This is a genomic window from Paraburkholderia kururiensis JCM 10599 = LMG 19447 (assembly GCF_003986935.1).
GTDB lineage: Bacteria > Pseudomonadota > Gammaproteobacteria > Burkholderiales > Burkholderiaceae > Paraburkholderia > Paraburkholderia kururiensis.
The window spans coordinates 78,783-98,623 of sequence record NZ_RJZE01000028.1 but is presented as its reverse complement, the minus strand read 5'-3'; the positions used below and the strand labels follow the sequence as shown (position 1 = coordinate 98,623).

At 64.7% G+C, this 19,841-nt stretch carries 15 protein-coding genes and 3 pseudogenes; 13 read left to right on the top strand and 5 right to left on the bottom strand.

Annotated features, from left to right (window positions below; genetic code table 11):
• Window positions 1–64 precede the first annotated feature (64 nt).
• From prpC to PKKP23_RS28045, 4 genes and pseudogenes are all read right to left on the bottom strand, one after another.
• Window positions 65–1,279: a bifunctional 2-methylcitrate synthase/citrate synthase gene (gene prpC, locus PKKP23_RS28060; RefSeq protein ID WP_126879305.1), complete on the bottom strand. Its 1,215-nt coding sequence runs from the start codon at window positions 1,277–1,279 to the stop codon at window positions 65–67.
• 52 nt (window positions 1,280–1,331) lie between these two features.
• Window positions 1,332–2,228 (bottom strand): annotated as a pseudogene (prpB, locus tag PKKP23_RS28055) (methylisocitrate lyase).
• A complete protein-coding gene (locus PKKP23_RS28050) occupies window positions 2,225–3,241 on the bottom strand; it encodes an HpcH/HpaI aldolase/citrate lyase family protein (protein ID WP_126879304.1) in 1,017 nt (338 codons plus the stop codon). Before PKKP23_RS28050 ends, prpB begins: the two are co-directional and overlap by 4 nt.
• 312 nt (window positions 3,242–3,553) lie before the next feature.
• Entirely contained in the window at window positions 3,554–4,537 is a 984-nt protein-coding gene (locus tag PKKP23_RS28045) for a malate dehydrogenase (RefSeq protein ID WP_017773239.1), read from the bottom strand.
• A gap of 442 nt (window positions 4,538–4,979) precedes the next feature.
• Here PKKP23_RS28045 and PKKP23_RS28040 point away from each other — a divergent pair, with 442 nt between their 5' ends.
• From PKKP23_RS28040 to gltA, 7 genes are all read left to right on the top strand, one after another.
• Entirely contained in the window at window positions 4,980–5,771 is a 792-nt protein-coding gene (locus tag PKKP23_RS28040) for a GntR family transcriptional regulator (RefSeq protein WP_126879303.1), read from the top strand.
• Between the two features lie 195 nt (window positions 5,772–5,966).
• Window positions 5,967–6,383 carry a succinate dehydrogenase, cytochrome b556 subunit gene (sdhC, locus tag PKKP23_RS28035; RefSeq protein WP_017773241.1) on the top strand — a complete coding sequence of 139 codons (417 nt, stop codon included), beginning with the start codon at window positions 5,967–5,969 and terminating at the stop codon, window positions 6,381–6,383.
• A gap of 3 nt (window positions 6,384–6,386) precedes the next feature.
• Window positions 6,387–6,755 carry a succinate dehydrogenase, hydrophobic membrane anchor protein gene (sdhD, locus tag PKKP23_RS28030; RefSeq protein ID WP_017773242.1) on the top strand — a complete coding sequence of 123 codons (369 nt, stop codon included), beginning with the start codon at window positions 6,387–6,389 and terminating at the stop codon, window positions 6,753–6,755.
• 4 nt (window positions 6,756–6,759) lie between these two features.
• Window positions 6,760–8,535, top strand: a complete 1,776-nt coding sequence (gene sdhA / locus PKKP23_RS28025; RefSeq protein ID WP_017773243.1) for a succinate dehydrogenase flavoprotein subunit — start codon at window positions 6,760–6,762, stop codon at window positions 8,533–8,535.
• 28 nt (window positions 8,536–8,563) lie between these two features.
• Complete coding sequence (locus PKKP23_RS28020; protein WP_017773244.1) at window positions 8,564–9,265, top strand: succinate dehydrogenase iron-sulfur subunit; 702 nt, start codon at window positions 8,564–8,566, stop codon at window positions 9,263–9,265.
• Window positions 9,266–9,279: 14 nt separating this feature from the next.
• A complete protein-coding gene (locus PKKP23_RS28015) occupies window positions 9,280–9,552 on the top strand; it encodes an FAD assembly factor SdhE (protein ID WP_017773245.1) in 273 nt (90 codons plus the stop codon).
• Window positions 9,553–9,640: 88 nt separating this feature from the next.
• Entirely contained in the window at window positions 9,641–10,942 is a 1,302-nt protein-coding gene (gene gltA, locus PKKP23_RS28010) for a citrate synthase (protein ID WP_126879302.1), read from the top strand.
• A 323-nt stretch (window positions 10,943–11,265) separates the two neighbouring features.
• On the opposite strand, the pseudogene PKKP23_RS28005 reads toward gltA, so the two are convergent.
• Window positions 11,266–11,754: pseudogene (locus PKKP23_RS28005) on the bottom strand (outer membrane beta-barrel protein); the annotation flags it as partial.
• Window positions 11,755–11,870: 116 nt separating this feature from the next.
• On the opposite strand from PKKP23_RS28005, the pseudogene PKKP23_RS28000 reads away from it, so the two are divergent.
• The 6 genes and pseudogenes from PKKP23_RS28000 to PKKP23_RS27975 all read left to right on the top strand — a co-directional run bounded on the left by PKKP23_RS28000 (window position 11,871) and on the right by PKKP23_RS27975 (window position 19,837).
• Window positions 11,871–12,108, top strand: a pseudogene (locus PKKP23_RS28000) (helix-turn-helix domain-containing protein).
• A gap of 168 nt (window positions 12,109–12,276) precedes the next feature.
• Window positions 12,277–13,686 carry a 3-isopropylmalate dehydratase large subunit gene (gene leuC, locus PKKP23_RS27995; protein ID WP_017773249.1) on the top strand — a complete coding sequence of 470 codons (1,410 nt, stop codon included), beginning with the start codon at window positions 12,277–12,279 and terminating at the stop codon, window positions 13,684–13,686.
• Window positions 13,687–13,715: 29 nt separating this feature from the next.
• Window positions 13,716–14,366: a 3-isopropylmalate dehydratase small subunit gene (gene leuD, locus PKKP23_RS27990; RefSeq protein WP_017773250.1), complete on the top strand. Its 651-nt coding sequence runs from the start codon at window positions 13,716–13,718 to the stop codon at window positions 14,364–14,366.
• A gap of 53 nt (window positions 14,367–14,419) precedes the next feature.
• On the top strand, window positions 14,420–15,487 hold the full coding sequence (gene leuB, locus PKKP23_RS27985) for a 3-isopropylmalate dehydrogenase (protein WP_126879300.1): 1,068 nt from the start codon (window positions 14,420–14,422) through the stop codon (window positions 15,485–15,487).
• Window positions 15,488–15,854: 367 nt separating this feature from the next.
• Complete coding sequence (asd, locus tag PKKP23_RS27980; protein ID WP_114812819.1) at window positions 15,855–16,976, top strand: aspartate-semialdehyde dehydrogenase; 1,122 nt, start codon at window positions 15,855–15,857, stop codon at window positions 16,974–16,976.
• A gap of 200 nt (window positions 16,977–17,176) precedes the next feature.
• On the top strand, window positions 17,177–19,837 hold the full coding sequence (locus PKKP23_RS27975; RefSeq protein ID WP_240659166.1) for a FimV/HubP family polar landmark protein: 2,661 nt from the start codon (window positions 17,177–17,179) through the stop codon (window positions 19,835–19,837).
• The last annotated feature ends 4 nt before the right edge of the window (window positions 19,838–19,841 follow it).

Genomic DNA, 19,841 nt, shown 5'->3' with positions numbered 1-19,841 from the left:
GTTTCAATGCTTGTGTGCGGCCATTGGGTTGAACTGCACGCGCCCCGAGAGCGCACAGCGGACGCTATTTTCTCCTATTTAGCGCCACAAATTTCAAATTCTCCGGCCCCGTGTAATTCGCGCTGGGGCGGATGATCTTGTTGTCGATGCGCTGTTCGATGATGTGCGCGCTCCAGCCCGAGGTGCGCGAGATCACGAAGAGCGGCGTGAACATGGCCGTGGGCACGCCCATCATGTGATACGAGACCGCGCTGAACCAGTCGAGGTTCGGGAACATCTTCTTGGCGTCCCACATCACGCTTTCGAGCCGCTCGGCGATGTTGAAGAGCTTCATGTCGCCGGCTTCCTTCGAGAGCTTTTTCGCGACGTCCTTGATGACCTTGTTGCGCGGGTCCGAGATCGTGTAGACCGGGTGACCGAAGCCGATCACCACTTCGCGGTTCGCCACGCGCTGGCGGATGTCCGCCTCGGCCTCGTCGGGCGTCTGGTAGCGCGACTGGATCTCGTAGGCGACCTCGTTGGCGCCGCCGTGCTTCGGCCCGCGCAGCGCGCCGATGGCGCCCGTGATGGCCGAGTACAGGTCCGAGCCCGTGCCCGCGATCACGCGGCCCGTGAACGTGGAGGCGTTGAACTCGTGCTCGGCGTAGAGGTTGAGCGAGACGTGCATCGCGTCGACCCACGACTTGCACGGCTCGGTGCCGTGCAGCAGGTGCAGGAAGTGGCCGCCGATGGAGTCGTCGTCGGTTTCCACCTCGATGCGCCGGCCGTTGTGCGAGTAGTGGTACCAGTACAGCAGCATGGAGCCGAGCGAGGCCATCAGGCGGTCGGCGATGTCGCGTGCGCCGGGCACGTTGTGGTCGTCCTTCTCGGGCAGCACGGTGCCGAGCACGGAGACGCCGGTGCGCATGACGTCCATCGGGTGCGCGGAGGCGGGAACCCACTCAAGCGCGGCCTTCAGGTTGGCGGGCAGGCCGCGCAGGGCCTTGAGCTTCGTCTTGTAGGCGGCCAGTTCGGCGGCGTTGGGCAGCTTGCCGTGCACGAGCAGGTGGGCGACTTCCTCGAATTCGCAGGCGCCGGCGATGTCGAGGATGTCGTAGCCGCGGTAGTGCAGGTCGTTGCCGGTGCGGCCCACGGTGCACAGGGCGGTGTTGCCGGCGGTCACGCCCGAAAGTGCGACGGATTTCTTGGGCTTGAAGCCGCTGGCTGCGTTTGGCCCGGTTGATGCCGCCGCCGGCTTGGCCGCGCCATTGGCGCCGTTCGAATGCCTGGTCTCGCTCATCTGCCTTGCTCCTTGCGGTGCGGCCTGCGCGGGTGGTTTTCGGTCGGCCGGCTTACTTCTTCTGGCCGAACAGCGCGTCCAGTTTCTGTTCGTACGCGTAGTAGCCGATGCTCTCGTAGAGTTCGGTGCGCGTTTGCATCGTGTCGAGCACGGCTTACTGCGTACCGTCGCGGCGAATCGCGTGGTACACGTTTTCCGCCGCCTTGTTCATGGCGCGGAACGCCGAGAGCGGATACAGCACGAGCGACACGTCCGCGCCGCGCAGTTCATCGACGGTGAAAAGCGGCGTGGAGCCGAATTCGGTGATGTTCGCGAGCACCGGCACCTTTACCGCCTGCGCGAACTGGCGGTACATGCCGAGTTCGGTCATCGCCTCGGGGAAGATCATGTCGGCGCCGGCTTCCACGCAGGCTACGGCGCGCTCGATGGCGGCATCGAGCCCTTCCACCGCTAGCGCGTCCGTGCGGGCCATGATGACGAAGTCGGGGTCGATGCGCGCGTCCACGGCGGCCTTGATGCGGTCCACCATCTCGGCCTGCGCGACGATCGCCTTGCCGGGGCGATGCCCGCAACGCTTGGCGCCCACCTGGTCCTCGATGTGCATGGCGCCTGCGCCGGCCTTCGTCAGCGCCTTCACCGTCCGTGCGATGTTGAATGCGGACGGGCCGAAGCCCGTATCGACGTCCACGAGCAGCGGCAGGTCGCAGACGTCGGTGATGCGGCGCACGTCCGTGAGCACGTCGTCGAGCGTCGAGATGCCGAGGTCGGGCAAGCCGAGCGAACCGGCCGCCACGCCGCCGCCCGACACGTAGATGGCCTTGAAGCCAGCACGTTTGGCGAGCAGCGCGTGGTTCGCGTTGATTGCGCCCACCACCTGCAGCGGACGCTCGGCCTCCACGGCGGCGCGAAACGCGGCGCCGGCGGAACGGTAGTCTGTGGTCTCGATCATGGTGCGTGCTCCTCGCCGGGACGGCCCGGCCCGAACAGCGGCGCCGCTTCCGGCGGCACGGTGCGGCCGGTGGCGCGCGCACGGCGCAGCACCGACCAGTAGTAGCGGTAGCTCGCGCGGTCGTGCAGCGTGTCGCGATGGCGCGTCGGACCCCATTGCGCGGCCTGCGCGGCCAGCAGGATCTCGGCGGCCGTCACAATTTCTTCGTCGCGGGGCGCGAACGCCGCGACGATGGCGGGAATCTGCGCCGGATGGATGCTCCACATGCGCGTATAGCCGAACTCGCTGCGGGCGCGCGCGGCGTCGCCGGCCACGACGCTCATGTCGCGCACTTCGGTCGTCACGTTGTGCGACGGCACTTTGCCGCGCGCGTGGCACGCCGCGGCGATCTCGAGCTTGGCCCGGCGCACGAGCGGGTGGTCGAACTGGCCGGGCGAGCGCATCGCGGTGTCGGGAATGGCGCCGTCGTGCGCCGAGACGAAATCCATCAGCCCGAAGCTGAGCGCCTGCACGCCGGGCAGCGCGGCGAGGTCGAACACGCGCGCGAGCGCGCCGTGCGTTTCGATCAGCAGGTCGACGGGGACGGACTGGGCGATGCCGAATTCGACGCGCGTGGCTTCGATGAACGCGCACATTTCGGCGGCATCGGCGACGCTGCGGATCTTCGGCAGCGTGATGTACGCCGGCGCGCGCCGGGCTGCACGCAGGACCAGGCGGACGTCGTCGCGCCAGTGGGGATGGTGGAAGTCGTGAATCCGTACGCCGACGCGGCCAAAGCGGTCGTGCTCGCTGCCCACAAATGAGGCGACGAGTTCGGCGTGTTCGGCCTCGCGGCCTACCTGGGCGCCGTCCTCGCAGTCGAGCGTGATGTCGAACACGGGGCCCAGTTCCTGCTGTAGCGCCAGCGATTTGAGCATCAGCTTTTCGCTGCCGGCGTAGTGATCGCACACGGGCAGGAGGGTGGGCGGCGCTTCGCCGTCAAACAGCACTTCGGCTGGAGTCAGGGCGCGCATCTTCGGCGTCGGGTCTGAATGGGGGGTGGACGAACCTGATTCGGATGCGCTCTGGTCCGGCTGGCCTGCTTCGCCGCGCGTGAAGCCGCGCGGCGTTTGGTCGCAGCGCCGAGGCTACTGGCGGGGCGCACCGGTAGTGCGCCGCGGCGCCTGCGTGCAAGGTCGGATAGAGCGCGTCCGGATCGGGTACACGGGCACAGCAACGTGAAGCAGCGCGCTTCAGCTCACGTGCCCGGATGCTTGACAGCCGTGTGCAAAAAAACCGGAACCCGCCGCACAGCAACGGAGCTCCGGTTGATCTGCATGCCTGGCTTAGCCGAGCAGGTGCTGCACGCCGTCGCGCTCTTCGAGCAGCTCGGCGAGCGTGCCGTCCATCTTCTCGCGCGAGAAGGCGTCGATTTCGAGGCCCTCAATGCGCTTGTACTCGCCGTTTTCGCAGGTCACCGGCACGCCGTAGATGATGTCTTCGGGAATGCCATACGAGCCGTCCGACGGAATGCCCATCGTGACCCACTTGCCGTTCGTGCCGAGCACCCAGTCACGCACGTGGTCGATTGCCGCATTGGCCGCCGACGCTGCCGACGACAGGCCGCGCGCTTCGATGATGGCCGCGCCGCGCTTGCCGACGGTCGGGATGAAGACGTTGCGGTTCCATTCGTCGTCGTTGATCAGCTTCAGCAGCGACTGGCCTTCGACCGTCGCGAAACGGAAATCGGGGTACATGGTGGGCGAGTGGTTGCCCCACACGGCCAGCTTTTCGATGGAGGCCACCGGCTTGCCCGACTTCGCGGCGAGTTGCGAGAGCGCGCGGTTGTGGTCGAGGCGCAGCATGGCCGTGAAGTTCTTCTTCGGCAGATCCGGAGCCGACTTCATCGCGATGTAGGCGTTCGTGTTGGCCGGGTTGCCGACCACCAGCACCTTGATGTCGCGGCTCGCGACTTCGTTCAGCGCGCGGCCTTGCACCGTGAAGATTTCAGCGTTTGCCGAAAGCAGGTCTTTGCGCTCCATGCCCTTCGAGCGCGGACGGGCGCCCACGAGCAGCGCGACGTCGGCGTCCTTGAACGCGACCTTCGGATCGTCCGTGACCACGACGCCCGCGAGCAGCGGGAACGCGCAGTCTTCCAGTTCCATCACGACGCCCTTGACGGCAGCTTGCGCCTGCGGAAGGTCGAGCAGTTGCAGGATGACGGGCTGGTCTTTGCCGAGCAGGTCGCCGTTGGCGATGCGAAAGAGCAGCGAGTAACCGATCTGACCTGCGGCGCCGGTGACGGCAACGCGCTTTGCGGGCTTAGCCATTGAGAAATCTCCAGGAGGATGCGTTAGACGCCAGAGTAAAACGCCATTCTATATGGGCGTTACGCCTGGCGTTCATGAAACGGACGAACAGCGCGGCAGAGCGCAGGCGGCGGGCGCGCGCAGCGCCATCCATGCATCGTTGCCGGTCTTCGCGACAGCGCTTTCGGCACGTCCGGCGGCATCTGGAGGAGGCCGCGGCGGGGCGGATCGAAACTTCTACTGCGTGAATGCGACACCTTGTGCAGGGTAGCGCCGGTGCGCTGCCCTGCGTGCTCGAAAGCCTTGCTGGACAACGTTCGCCGGCAACCCGCGAACCCTGGCTCGACCTGGAGTGTAGGAGCGGGGCAGGCCAAAGTCAACAGTATCTTATGTCTTATATAAGACATATGTATTGAGCTGGAAAAGCTGGACGCCGATATGCGCTTTATGTTGAAATGCGCGCATGAATGCGAACCCGGCGAGCACTGCTAACCCCCCTGGCCAGGATGGCGCCGGCACCGGCGCGTCCTCGTCCGGCTCGCCTACGTTCAGCCCGCTGTACCAGCAGATCAAGGGCCTCATTACGCAGAGCCTCGAAACCGGCGAATGGAAGCCCGGTGAAATCATTCCCAGCGAGATGGAACTCGCCGCCCGCTACAAGGTAAGCCAGGGCACCGTGCGCAAGGCGATCGACGAACTTGCCGCGGAAAACCTGCTCGTGCGGCGCCAGGGAAAGGGCACATTTGTTGCAACCCACAGCGAGGACCGCGCCCAGTTTCGCTTCCTCAGATTGCTTGCGGATGACGGCGCGGAGCATCCGCACGTCAGCAGGCTGCTTGAGTGCCGCCGCCTGCGCGCCACGGCCGACATTGCCCGCCAGCTGGAACTGAAGCCCGCTGACCCTGTGGTGCTGATCCGGCGGCTGCTGCAATTCGACGGCGAAACCACCGTCCTCGACGAAATCTGGCTGCCCGGAGGGTTGTTCCGCGGCCTCACGCTCGAGCGCCTTTCCGAGTACAAGGGCCCGCTTTACGCGATGTTCGAATCCGAGTTCGGTACGCGCATGATTCGTGCGTCCGAGAAAATCCGGGCCGTCGCTGCCGACCCGGCCGTGGCTGAGCAGTTGCACGTGCCACCGGGCTTTCCGCTGCTTTCCGTGGAGCGTGTGTCGTACACGTACGGCGACAAGCCGGTCGAGGTGCGGCGTGGTTGGTATGTCACGAACGGGTACTACTATCAGAACGATCTGAGCTGAACGGCCGCATGTGTGCAGCTTTGCGCGCGTGCGGCGGATCAGTGGAAGAGAAGCGGGCCGAAGCAGGACAGAAGCGGAAAGACGCGCCTCTTTATAGCGCAAACAGCAACGGTCATTGCAGGACTTTCGCTGCAGCGCGCAAAGAAAAGGCGCTAAAATTGCGGATTGGTGTGACTACAAAAGTAGGGGTCTAGCATGGCTGAAGCCGTAAAAAAACCGAGGCCGGAATTCCGGAACATCGGGCTCGGGCAGATATTGTTCGCGTACCGTCTGCCTCTCGCAGGGCGCGTATCGATCCTTCATCGCGTAAGCGGTGCATTGCTGTTCATCTTCCTGCCCTTCCTGCTGTATCTGTTCGATCAGAGCCTCACCTCCGAACTCAGCTTCGAAGTGTTCAAAGGCTTCCTGTCCAGCGTCATCGTCAAGCTCATCGTGCTGGTCCTCTCCTGGGCCTTCCTCTTCCACTTCTGCGCCGGCGTCCGTCACCTTCTGATGGATACCAACCACGGCGCGGTGTCCAAGGAAAAGGGCAAGCAGACCTCGGTCGTCGTCCTGATCGTTTCCTCGCTCCTTACTCTTGCCGTTGCGGCAAAACTCTTCGGGGTGTTCTGAAAAATGGCAACCAATAACCGCATCGGCCCGAAGCGTCTTGTCGTCGGCGCGCACTACGGTCTGCGCGACTGGCTCGCGCAACGTATTACCGCCACCGTCATGGCGGTCTACACCATCATCCTGCTCGTCTGGTTCTTCGCTGCGCAGGATTTTTCCTACGACGGCTGGGCCTCGATCTTCGCCACGCAATGGATGAAGCTCGCCACCTTCGTCACGCTGCTCTCGCTCTTTTATCACGCCTGGGTCGGCGTGCGCGACATCTGGATGGACTACGTCAAGCCGGTTGGCGTGCGGCTGGTGCTGCAGGCCCTGACGATCCTCTGGCTGCTCGCATGTGCGGGCTACGCTGCGCAGATTCTCTGGAGAGTGTAAAAGAATGGCTGCAATCAAAAGTTCTCTGCCGCGTCGCCGCTTCGACGTGGTGATCGTCGGCGCAGGCGGCTCGGGGATGCGCGCATCGCTGCAACTCGCACGTGCCGGCCTCTCGGTCTGTGTGCTCTCGAAGGTGTTCCCCACGCGTTCGCACACGGTCGCGGCGCAAGGCGGCATTGGCGCCTCGCTCGGCAACATGAGCGAAGACAACTGGCACTACCACTTCTACGACACCATCAAGGGCTCCGACTGGCTGGGCGACCAGGACGCCATCGAGTTCATGTGCCGTGAAGCACCGAACGCCGTCTACGAACTCGAACACTTCGGCATGCCGTTCGACCGCAATGCGGACGGCACGATCTACCAGCGTCCGTTCGGCGGCCACACCGCGAACTACGGTGAAAAGCCGGTGCAGCGCGCCTGCGCGGCTGCCGACCGTACCGGCCACGCGCTGCTGCATACGCTGTACCAGCAGAACGTCGCAGCGAAGACGCAGTTCTTCGTCGAATGGATGGCGCTCGACCTGATCCGCGACGCGGACGGCGACGTGCTCGGCGTGACGGCGCTCGAAATGGAAACGGGCGACGTCTACATTCTCGAAGGCAAGTGCACGCTGTTCGCCACGGGTGGCGCGGGCCGCATCTTCGCGGCGTCCACCAACGCGTTCATCAACACCGGCGACGGCCTTGGCATGGCGGCGCGTTCGGGCATTCCGCTCGAAGACATGGAGTTCTGGCAGTTCCACCCCACCGGCGTGGCCGGTGCGGGCGTGCTGATTACCGAAGGCGTGCGCGGCGAAGGCGGCATTCTGCGTAATGCGAACGGCGAGCGCTTCATGGAGCGCTACGCGCCCACGCTGAAGGATCTGGCGCCGCGCGACTTTGTGTCGCGCTCGATGGACCAGGAAATCAAGGAAGGCCGCGGCGTGGGTCCGAACAAAGACCACGTGCTGCTCGACCTCTCGCACATCGGCGCCGAGACGATCATGAAGCGTCTGCCGTCGATCCGTGAAATCGCGCTGAAGTTCGCGAACGTCGACTGCATCAAGGAACCCATCCCCGTTGTGCCGACCATTCACTACCAGATGGGCGGCATTCCGACGAACATCCACGGTCAGGTGGTGGGCACGCAGAAGGGCCACGAAGACCCGATCAACGGCTTCTACGCCGTGGGCGAATGCTCGTGCGTCTCGGTGCACGGCGCGAACCGGCTGGGCACGAACTCGCTGCTCGACCTCGTGGTGTTCGGCCGCGCAGCGGGCAACCACATCGTGAAGCACGTGAAGGAAATCAAGGAGCACAAGCCGCTGCCGGCCGATGCCGCCGATTTCTCGCTCGCGCGTCTCGACAAGCTCGAAAAGTCCAGCTCCGGCGAATACACGCAAGCCATCGCCAACGACATCCGCTCGACCATGCAGAAGCATGCCGGCGTGTTCCGTACCTCGGCGCTGCTCTCGGAAGGCGTGGGCGAAGTGGCCGAACTCGCGAAGCGCGTGGAGCACGTGCATCTCAAGGACAAGTCGAAGGTGTTCAACACGGCGCGCATCGAAGCGCTGGAACTCGCCAACCTGATCGAAGTGGCACGCGCGACGATGGTGTCCGCTGAAGCCCGCAAGGAAAGCCGCGGCGCGCACGCGCACAGCGACTACGAGCATCGCGACGACGAGAACTGGCTGCGCCACTCGCTGTGGTACAGCGAAGGCGACCGCCTCGAATACAAGCCGGTTCACATGAACCCGCTTAGCGTCGAGTCGGTACCGCCGAAGGCGCGTACGTTCTAAGCCAAAGCCAGATCAAAAGGAATCGGAAATGGCCAAACGAATTTTTGAAGTCTACCGCTACGATCCGGACAAGGACGCCGCCCCGCGCATGCAGACGTACGAGCTCGAAATCGAGCACGAGCGCATGCTGCTCGACGCGCTGGTGAAACTGAAGGCGCTGGACGAGACGCTGTCGTTCCGCCGCTCGTGCCGTGAAGGCGTGTGCGGGTCGGACGCCATGAACATCAACGGCAAGAACGGTCTGGCGTGCCTCACGAACCTGAACGACCTGCCGCAGAAGATCGTGCTGCGTCCGCTGCCGGGCCTGCCCGTGGTGCGCGACCTGATCTGCGACTTCACGCAGTTCTTCAACCAGTACCACTCGATCAAGCCGTACCTCATCAACGACACGCCGCCGCCCGAGAAAGAGCGTCTGCAGTCGCCGGAAGAGCGTGACGAGCTGGACGGCCTTTACGAGTGCATTCTGTGCGCGAGCTGCTCCACGTCGTGCCCGAGCTTCTGGTGGAACCCCGACAAGTTCGTGGGTCCGGCCGGGCTGCTGCAAGCCTATCGCTTCATCGCGGACAGCCGCGACGAGGCGACCGGCGAGCGTCTCGACAACCTCGAAGATCCGTACCGTCTGTTCCGTTGCCACACGATCATGAACTGCGTCGACGTTTGCCCGAAGGGGCTGAACCCGACGAAGGCGATCGGCAAGATCAAGGAGCTGATGGTTCGCCGCACCGTTTGACAGGACCCATTGTGATGGAAGGACCTTCTCACCAGTCCGATCCTCTTCGCCGCGCGCGCCTTCGCTGGCGCGCGCGGCGCGGCCTGCTCGAAAACGACCTGATTTTCGAGCGCTTTTTCGGCCGCTACGAGCATGACCTCAGCGATGCCGATGTCGGCGCGCTCACGCGCCTTTTCGAGCTGAGCGATAACGACCTGATGGACTTGCTGCTTGCACGCAAGGAACCGGAAGGCGACCTTGCCGACCCGGACGTTAAACGGGTGCTGGAGCGGCTGCGCGCGGTCTGAACCGCAGGCGAGCCGGGCCTCACGGGCTTGCTCCAGGCGTGCAACATATATCGAAATCCAGTTTCTACACTTCGATTGAGGATGAGCTATGACCCCGTCAGATGTTAAAGCCACGCTATCGTTCAGCGATAACTCGCCGAGCGTCGAAATGCCGATTTACAAGGGCACGATGGGCCCGGACGTAATCGACATCCGCAAACTGTACGGCCAGACCGGCAAGTTCACGTACGACCCGGGCTTCATGTCGACGGCGGCATGCAATTCGGCGATCACGTACATCGACGGGGACAAGGGCGAACTGCTGTACCGCGGCTACCCGATCGACAACCTCGCGCAAAACGCCGACTTCCTCGAAACCTGCTACCTGCTGCTCAAGGGCGAACTGCCCAACCAGGCCCAGAAGGACGAGTTCGTGAAGACCGTCACGAACCACACGATGGTCCACGAGCAGATGCAGTTCTTCTTCCGTGGCTTCCGTCGCGACGCGCACCCGATGTCGATTCTCGTGGCTGCGGTGGGCGCACTCTCGGCCTTCTACCACGACTCGCTCGACATCAATAACCCGCATCACCGCGAAGTGTCGGCGATCCGCATGATCGCGAAGCTGCCCACGCTCGTCGCGATGGCCTACAAGTACAGCATCGGCCAGCCGTTCGTGTATCCGCGCAACGAACTGTCGTACAGCGCCAACTTCATGCGCATGATGTTCTCGAACCCGTGCGAGGAGTACAAGGTCAACGACGTGCTGGTGCGCGCACTCGACCGCATCCTCATTCTGCACGCGGACCACGAGCAGAACGCATCGACCTCGACGGTGCGTCTCGCTGGCTCGTCGGGCGCGAACCCGTTCGCGTGTATCGCGGCCGGTATCGCCTGTCTGTGGGGCCCGGCACACGGCGGCGCCAACGAAGCGGCGCTCAACATGCTCGAAGAGATCGGCTCGCCGGACAACATTCCCGAATTCATCCGTCAGGTGAAGGACAAGAACTCGGGCGTGAAGCTGATGGGCTTTGGCCATCGCGTCTACAAGAACTACGACCCGCGCGCGAAGCTGATGCGCGAGACGTGCCACGAAGTGCTGGAAGAACTGGGCCTGCACGACGATCCGCTTTTCAAGCTCGCGATGCAGCTCGAAAAGATCGCGCTGGAAGACGAATACTTCGTGTCGCGCAAGCTGTACCCGAACGTGGACTTCTACTCGGGCATCGTGCAGCGCGCGCTGGGCATTCCGACCTCTATGTTCACCTGCATCTTCGCGATGGCACGTACGGTGGGCTGGATTGCGCAGTGGAACGAAATGATCGCCGACCCCGAACAGAAGATCGGCCGTCCGCGCCAGCTGTTCATCGGCGACACGCCGCGTGAGGCGAAGCCGATCGCGCAGCGTTGATAGCGCTGGCGTGCGAGGCGTAGCAAGTCGCATCGCACGCACTGAACACACCGCGCTCCCGCAGGAGCCTCCAATAGACGCCTCGATGGGTTTGCGCCCTTGGGGCGTTTTCATTTGGGCGCATGGCACGAGGTGGCACTGCGGGCCCACAGCAGGGGCTTGCCGAGCCGGAAATTCGCGCGCGCCCTGTAGCGCTCGTATTCGACCAGTGGCCGGACGGTGTCTCGCATATCTAGCGGCACCAGGGCAGTCAGTCGCGGACATGTCGATGCAGTGCAGCGCGCCTTCAAAACGCGTCCCATGCCCGGCATGCCCGCATTCGATCAGCGGAAGCGATAGTCCACGCCGGTGGTGATCATGTCGCTCCTGACGGACGCTTCATTGCTGCCTTTCCAGCTTAGCTTGCTGTAGTTCACGTACTGCACGCGCACGCGCCAGTTCGGCGAAACGTCGTAGGCGGCGCCCAACCCCGCATTGAGAAAGCCCGCCGACGCGTTGCGCGACTCCACGTCACCGCGTCGCTGGCCCACTTCCCAGCCTGCGCCGATGATGCCGAGAACCGAGAAGCGGTCGGTCACCGGCCGATAGCCGACCCGGTTGGCCGACACCGCGCCTAGTGTGAACTTGTCCTTCCGGCCGCCCGAGGTCGCCTCGACTTGCCCGAGACTGGACACTCCCCCTTCCACCGCGAAGTAGCGCGAGAACTGGTAGCCGCCGAGCGCGGCGTTGCCGGACGACTTGCCCGACCAGCCCGCCCGGTTGGTCGTGAGCTTCTCGCGGCTCATGCCCAGGTCGCCTCCGACGTACCAGTAATTTTCGGAGGGACGGGTCTCCTCGGCCCGGGCGGGACGGTTCGGTGTTCGTTGCGTGGACGTTGGTGGAAGCCACCCGCATCGCGGAAGAAAACCAAAGCTTTGTCTGAGGCGCCATGACTAGCGTTGTAAGGCTCGACGTGCTGCTTGCGGAACGCAAGATGAAGTCTCGCGAGTTGGCGCAGTTGATCGGCATTACGGAGGTCCAATCTGTCGCTGCTGAAATCGGGCAAGGTGAAGGGCATCCGCTTCGATACGCTGGAGCGCATCTGCGAAATCCTGAAATGCCAGCCCGGCGATCTGTTCCAGTACCGCCCGGGCGAACCCGGTTCGCCCGGGGATGCAGCGGACTGAACGCGGCGTTTCCGCGTTCCGGGTAACGCCGATACAGGTATTGAAACTACCAGCCAACTCACTGTTTTTTATCGGTTTTTTCTGCGCCAAGCCGGCAGCGCGGGTGACTGCGTGGCATAATCGCTCGACACGTATCGCATTGCCCGCAGTCACTTTTCCCCGCATATCATGGCCAAGACTCTCTACGACAAATTGTGGGACTCCCATGTCGTCCGCACGGAAGAAGACGGCACGACGCTCCTCTACATCGACCGTCACCTGCTGCACGAAGTGACGAGTCCGCAGGCGTTCGAAGGTCTCAAGATCGCTACCCGTCCGGTTTGGCGCATCAGCGCCAACCTGGCCGTCTCGGACCACAACGTGCCCACCACGGACCGCAGCCACGGCATCGCAGATCCGGTCTCGAAGCTCCAGGTCGACACGCTCGACAGCAATTGCGACGCCTTCGGCATCACGCAATTCAAGATGACGGACAAGCGCCAGGGCATCGTGCACATCGTCGGTCCCGAGCAGGGCGCGACGCTGCCTGGCATGACGATCGTCTGCGGCGACTCGCACACGTCCACGCACGGCGCGTTCGGCGCGCTGGCGCACGGCATCGGCACGTCGGAAGTAGAGCACGTGCTCGCCACGCAAACGCTCCTGCAAAAGAAGAGCAAGAACATGCTCGTGAAGGTGGAAGGCCCGCTGCCGCGCGGCTGCACCGCGAAAGACATCGTGCTCGCGATCATCGGCAAGATCGGCACGGCGGGCGGCACCGGCTACGCGATCGAGTTCGGCGGGTCCACCATCCGTTCGCTCAGCATGGAAGGCCGCATGACGGTCTGCAACATGGCGATCGAAGCGGGCGCACGCGCCGGCATGGTCGCCGTGGACGACACCACGATCGAATATCTGAAGGACCGTCCGTTTTCGCCGCAGGGCGTCGAGTGGGATCAGGCCGTGGCGTACTGGCGCAATTTCCGTTCGGACGAAGGCGCGCAGTTCGACCGCGTGGTCGAGCTGGACGCTGCCGAAATCGTGCCGCAGGTTACGTGGGGCACGTCGCCGGAAATGGTGACGTCCATCGACAGCCGCGTGCCGGACCCCGAGCGCGAAAAAGATCCGGTGAAGCGCGACGCCATGGAGCGCGCGCTGCAATACATGGCGCTCGAACCCAATACGCCCATCGACGCGATCAAGCCGGACAAGATTTTCATCGGCTCGTGCACGAACGCGCGCATCGAAGACCTGCGCGCTGCGGCGTACGTGGTGAAGAAGCTGGGTCGCCGCGTGGCGCCGAACATCCGACTCGCGATGGTCGTGCCGGGCTCAGGTCTCGTGAAGGCGCAGGCCGAGCGCGAAGGTCTCGACAAGGTGTTCACCGATGCCGGCTTCGAATGGCGCGAGCCGGGCTGCTCGATGTGTCTCGCGATGAACGCGGACCGGCTGGAGCCGGGCGAGCGTTGCGCGTCCACGTCGAATCGCAACTTCGAAGGCCGTCAGGGCGCGGGCGGACGCACGCACCTCGTGAGCCCCGCGATGGCTGCCGCCGCCGCGATCGAAGGGCACTTCGTCGACATTCGCAAGCTGGGTTAAGACCCTCGTCTCATTCAGGGTGACGGATCATGGATAAATTCGTTGTGCACACCGGCGTCGTGGCGCCGCTCGATCGCGAGAACGTGGATACGGACGCGATCATCCCGAAGCAGTTTCTCAAGTCGATCAAGCGCACGGGGTTCGGTCCGAACGCGTTCGACGAATGGCGCTACCTGGATCACGGCGAGCCGGGTCAGGACAACTCGAAGCGTCCGCTGAACCCGGACTTCGTGCTGAACCAGCCGCGCTACCAGGGCGCGTCCATCCTGCTCGCGCGCAAGAACTTCGGCTGCGGCAGCTCGCGCGAACACGCGCCGTGGGCGCTTCAGCAGTACGGCTTTCGCGCCATCATCGCGCCCAGCTTCGCGGACATCTTCTACAACAACTGCTTCAAGAACGGTCTGCTGCCCATCGTGCTGACCGAGCAGCAGGTCGATCATCTGTTCAACGACACGTATGCGTTCAACGGCTACCAGCTCACCGTCGATCTGGACAAGCAGATCGTGCGCACGCCGGATGCCCGCGAATATCCGTTCGAAGTGGCCGCGTTCCGCAAGTACTGTCTGCTGAACGGCTTCGACGACATCGGTCTTACGCTGCGCCACTCGGACGAGATTCGCCAGTTCGAAGCGGAGCGTCTTGCGAAGCAGCCGTGGCTGAATCATCGGATCGTCGGCTGAGACCAGCCGCCGAAGCGCAAGAGTCAAAACAGAGAACAGCAAGGAAACATCGGATGAAGATCGCAGTGTTGCCCGGCGACGGCATTGGCCCCGAGATCGTCAAGGAAGCCGTCAAGGTACTGAACGCCCTTGGCGAAAAGTTCGAACTGGAAGAAGCGCCCGTGGGCGGCGCGGGCTACGAGGCCAAGGGCCACCCGCTGCCCGACTCGACGCTCGCGCTGGCGAAGCAAGCCGATGCGATCCTGTTCGGCGCCGTGGGTGACTGGAAGTACGACTCGCTGGAGCGCGCGCTGCGCCCCGAGCAGGCCATTCTCGGGCTGCGCAAGCATTTGCAGCTGTTTGCCAACTTCCGTCCGGCCATCTGCTATCCGCAGTTGACGGGCGCGTCGTCGCTGAAGCCGGAAATCGTCTCGGGCCTCGACATCCTGATCGTGCGTGAACTCAACGGCGACATTTACTTCGGCTCGCCGCGCGGCGTGCGCGAGGCGCCGGACGGTCCGTTTGCCGGCGCGCGCGAAGGCTTCGACACGATGCGTTATTCGGAACCCGAAGTGCGCCGCATCGCGCACGTCGCGTTCCAGGCGGCGCAAAAGCGGGCGAAAAAGCTCACGTCGGTCGACAAGGCGAACGTGCTGGAGACCTCGCAGCTGTGGAAGGACGTGATGATTGACGTCGCGAAGGAATATCCGGACGTCGAGCTTTCGCACATGTACGTGGACAACGCGGCCATGCAGCTCGTGAAGGGTCCGAAGGCGTTCGACGTGATCGTTACCGGCAATATGTTCGGCGACATTCTCTCGGACGAAGCCGCCATGCTGACGGGCTCCATCGGCATGCTGCCTTCGGCGTCGCTCGATGCGAAGAACAAGGGGTTGTACGAGCCGTCGCACGGCTCGGCACCGGACATCGCCGGCAAGGGCGTGGCCAATCCGCTCGCCACGATTCTTTCGGCCGCCATGATGCTGCGCTACTCGCTGAACCGCGCGGAGCAGGCCGACCGTATCGAAAGCGCGGTCAAGAAGGTGCTGGAGCAGGGTTATCGCACGGCAGATATCGTCACGCCGGGTTGCACCCAGGTCGGCACGGCGGCGATGGGCGACGCTGTGCTGGCGGCGCTTTAATCCGGCGGCGCCGCGAAGGCAACGTTGCTCGCAAGGTGGGGCCGCTTTGGCCCCGTCTTGTGCGCCCGTGTCTATCGGTGCCACAACTTGTTTTAAGTGCGGCAAAGTGGACCGTATCCGCTTGAATTTTCTGGTTTTCGTGTAGACTGTTGCGATGGCGACGATCCCCCAGATCATTTCGATTTCGAAGCTCCACGGCAAAACGGCCCGTGCAGTTTCGTTCGCCATGTCGTTCTCCATCACCACCATCAAAACGATTACCCCGAAAACGATCACGAAGCGCTGATCGTCCGTCGTGCCCGCCCGTCTTCCCCGCGCGGTCACGCCGGGCAAGATAGCGGGGAAGTGTCCATTTCAAGGGTAAGTCATGAACGTAGGTCTCGTAGGTTGGCGCGGAATGGTCGGCAGCGTCCTCATGCAACGCATGCAGGAAGAGCGTGATTTCGACCTCATCGAACCGGTGTTTTTCAGCACCAGCAACGCAGGCGGCGACGCGCCGTCGTTCGCGAAGAACGAGACGAAGCTCAAAGACGCGTCGAGCATCGACGACCTCAAGAAGTGCGACATCATCATCACCTGCCAGGGCGGTGACTACACGAACGACGTGTTTCCGAAGCTGCGCGCCGCGGGCTGGAACGGTTACTGGATCGACGCGGCTTCGTCGCTGCGCATGAAGGACGATGCGGTCATCATCCTCGACCCGGTCAACCTCGACGTCATCAAAGACGCGCTCGTCAAGGGCCAGAAGAACTTCATCGGCGGCAACTGCACGGTGAGCCTCATGCTGATGGCGTTGGGCGGCCTGTTCCGCGAGAACCTCGTGGACTGGATGACCGCGATGACGTACCAGGCGGCCTCCGGCGCGGGCGCGCAGAACATGCGCGAGCTGCTCCAGCAAATGGGCACGCTGTACGGCGCGGCGAAGGAAGATCTGGCGAACCCGTCGTCGGCTATTCTCGACATCGACCGCCGCGTGCTGGCTGCCATGAACAGCGACCGCATGCCGGTGGACCACTTCGGCGTGCCGCTCGCAGGCTCGCTGATTCCGTGGATCGACAAGGACCTCGGCAACGGCATGTCACGCGAAGAATGGAAGGGCGGCGCCGAAACCAACAAGATTCTGGGCAAGCCGGCCATGGGCCAGCCGGGCTCCATTCCCGTAGACGGACTGTGCGTGCGCATCGGCGCCATGCGCTGCCACTCGCAGGCGCTCACCATCAAGCTGCGTAAGGACGTGCCGCTCGACGAGGTCAACAGCATCCTCGCTTCCGGCAACGACTGGGTGAAGGTGGTGCCGAACGAGCGTGAAGCGTCGATGCGCGACCTGTCGCCCGCGGTGGTGACGGGTACGCTGACGGTGCCGGTGGGCCGCCTGCGTAAGCTCGCGATGGGCGGCGAATACCTGTCGGCGTTCACGGTGGGCGACCAGTTGCTGTGGGGGGCGGCCGAACCGCTGCGCCGCATGCTTCGCATCCTGCTCGACAAGTAAAGTAAACTACGCGCTTACGACGCGTAGCCAACTTTCAAGAAGCGTCGCGCCAGTCGCGGCGCTTTTTTATTGTGCGCCGCGAATCCTGTCTCCATCCCCAACACAATCCGCGCGACGACGCGCAAACGATTCCAATGATCGTTCGATTCGATTCCGTTGAACCCGCTCGTGCGGTTCGGTCCCGGAAGGCTTGCGGCCCGTTGCGCAGCCTTGCTGCGGCAATCGCCGTGGCGTTCCTGGCGCCTGGCCTCTCGCAAGCCGCGCCTGCGGCGACCGCTGGAGCTTCCGGTGCCGCAAACGCCGCCGCTAGCGCGCCCAGCGCCGCGAATGTCGCGAGCGCGGCCGGTGCCGGCACCGCCAGTCAGTACACCGTACGCCCCGGGCAGTCGCTCAACGACGTGGCGATCGACGTCACGCAATCGCACGATCGCGCCACGCTTGCCCGTGCGACACGCGCCCTGTTCGACGCGAATCCGGGCGCGTTCATGGGCCACGATTCGAACCGGCTGAAGCTGGGCGCCGTGCTCAATGTGCCGGCGCTCGATGCGACGGGCGCGCCGGCCGCCAGTGGCGTGGCGGCGTCCGCTGCACCGGCCGCTTCCGCGGCGACGGTGACTGCGGCGAGCGCGGCGGCAGCTTCATCGTCTGCGTCCCATGCGCAAGGACAAGCGCCCAATGCATTGCCGCACGCCACCATGGCGGGCACGGCCGCGTCGGCGAGTGCGGCGGCCGCAACCGCATCGGCTGCCGCAGCGACGGGCGGTAGTGCCGCTGCTGCTAGCGCCAATACCGCAGCGGCTGGGACATCGGTGCCCGCAACGACTTCGGCTTCCCCTTCTGCTTCGTCCACGCCTGCAACGTCCGCTGCGGCCACGTCGAGCCAGGCCGTGCCGGCCGCCACTGCGAGCGGCACACACGTCTGGAGCGGTGCCATCCAGCCCCCGGCAAGTGAACCGGCGAGCGCCGCGCCGGCTAGTACTCCTTCCGCGTCGAGCGCAGCGCCCGCTCAGCCGGCCACTTCGGCTGCGGCGCAACCGGCTTCGCAGCCTCGCGTGCCGCTTTCCAGCCTCCAGCAATTGCTCGCGCTGAAGAATCGCGTGCTGATGGAGTTGCAGAAGCATGGCATCGGGGCCGGGAAGTCCGCTGCACCGAGCACGGGTGCAGCCGCGTCGGGTGCGACGGCGCAAGCGCCAGTCGGCGGGGCGTCGCAGGGGGCGGCGAAAGCGCCCTCCAGCACTGCGCCGGCTATATCGGCGCCAGCAACGGGATCGCGGGCCGGTGGCGGGCCGTTCCAGTTGCCGCCTGTCGAGCCTGCCGTGGCAGCCGGTCTGGGTGCCGCGGTGGTGGCATTGATCGTCGGTTTTGCCGTTACCCGGCGCAAGCGTAAGGCAAGCACGGCGGGGGCCGCCGAAGGCGCGCTGTCGACTTCAGCTTCGGCGCAAGACACGCCGCAACCGCACGATGGCGACCGGGCTCGGGCGCGGCAGACAGCAGCGACGGGCGCAGGCCTTCTCGCAGCCGACGCCGCCGCGCACATGGCCCGGCAGAACGAGGAAGCTGCGGCAGCCGCGCGCGACGACATTGTTCCGGAACTCGTGCCAACGCTCATGCCGGGCGGGGCGTCGTCGGATTCGGCGCTGTCTTCCGCGACCGAGCATGGCGATCATGCCGAAAGCCGGGACACTCACGACGAAGACGTAACGGCCCACCCGCACGAAGCCGCGTTCGATCCTGCCGCGTCGCAGGAACCCGCCGCGGGGCCCGAAGCGCAGGGAACCGGCCCTGGCGGCCCGGAGACATTCGACCACGTAACGGGAGCGGCCAGCCTCGCGGCCGCCGCGGAACTGGGCGCCGACGCGTTGCCGCCGACGCATTTCGAGCCCGTCGGGACGCCCGAGCATGCGCCGTACGAGCCGGAGGGCGAGAGCGGACCGGCTGCGCGGTTCCACGCATTCGAACCCGAAACGGCCAACGACGCGACCCGCGCCGCCAGCCTGGCCGCTGCCGCCGAACTGGGCGCCGAGGCGCTGCCGCTGCGGGATCTGGAACCGCAGCATGGCGCGACGGACGGCCTCCCACCCTTTGCGCAGCCCGAAGACGCAAGCCTGACTCAGACGGAATCGCAGCAGGATCAGAGCGCCGCAGCCGAGCTTCACGAAGAGCCGTCAGCCGCACGAGCCGAGGGCATCCCCGCTGCGTCAGTCGAACCTGAAGCGCCCACTCAAACCACGCACCCCACATCCGAGTTCCCGCACGAAGCCGTCGCGGCACTGGGCAGTCTCGACATGCCGTTGCCGCCTCGCGTCGAACAGCCATCGGTTGGAGAACCGGCCGCTGCGCCTTTCGCGCCGCCGCCCGTTTCACGTCCAATCGCATACGCAGGTTTGGCCGAGGCGCTGACTCGGGGCGCGAACGCGGGCGCCACGCCGGCGGCGGAACCGTCCGCGCCCGCTGGCGCAGCACCAGAATCGCTCTCGCTGCAGCCGGTCGCGTCGCCGGAGGCAACGGCGCAGCAGGCCGTTCCGGAAGCGGTGTCGGCTCCGGCAACGGTGGCGAGCGAAATCGCCGCAGGCACGGCCGGCGCCGCGGCGGTGGCCGGCCTCGGCGCGGCACGATTCGGTGCGCTGAAGCTCGATTTCGACCTCGAACTGCCGCCCAGCCCCGCGCAGCCGCTGCCCGCTTTCACGCCGGAGCAACTGGCGAAGATCGCGCGCAACAAACTGGAGCTTGCGTCGGAGTACATCCAGCTGGGCGACCTCTCGGGCGCACGTACGCTCATCAACGAGGTGATCGAATCGAACGACGCCGGCACGCGGGACGAAGCGCGCGCGTTGCTGTCCACCCTCGCGCCGTTGTCCTGACGCT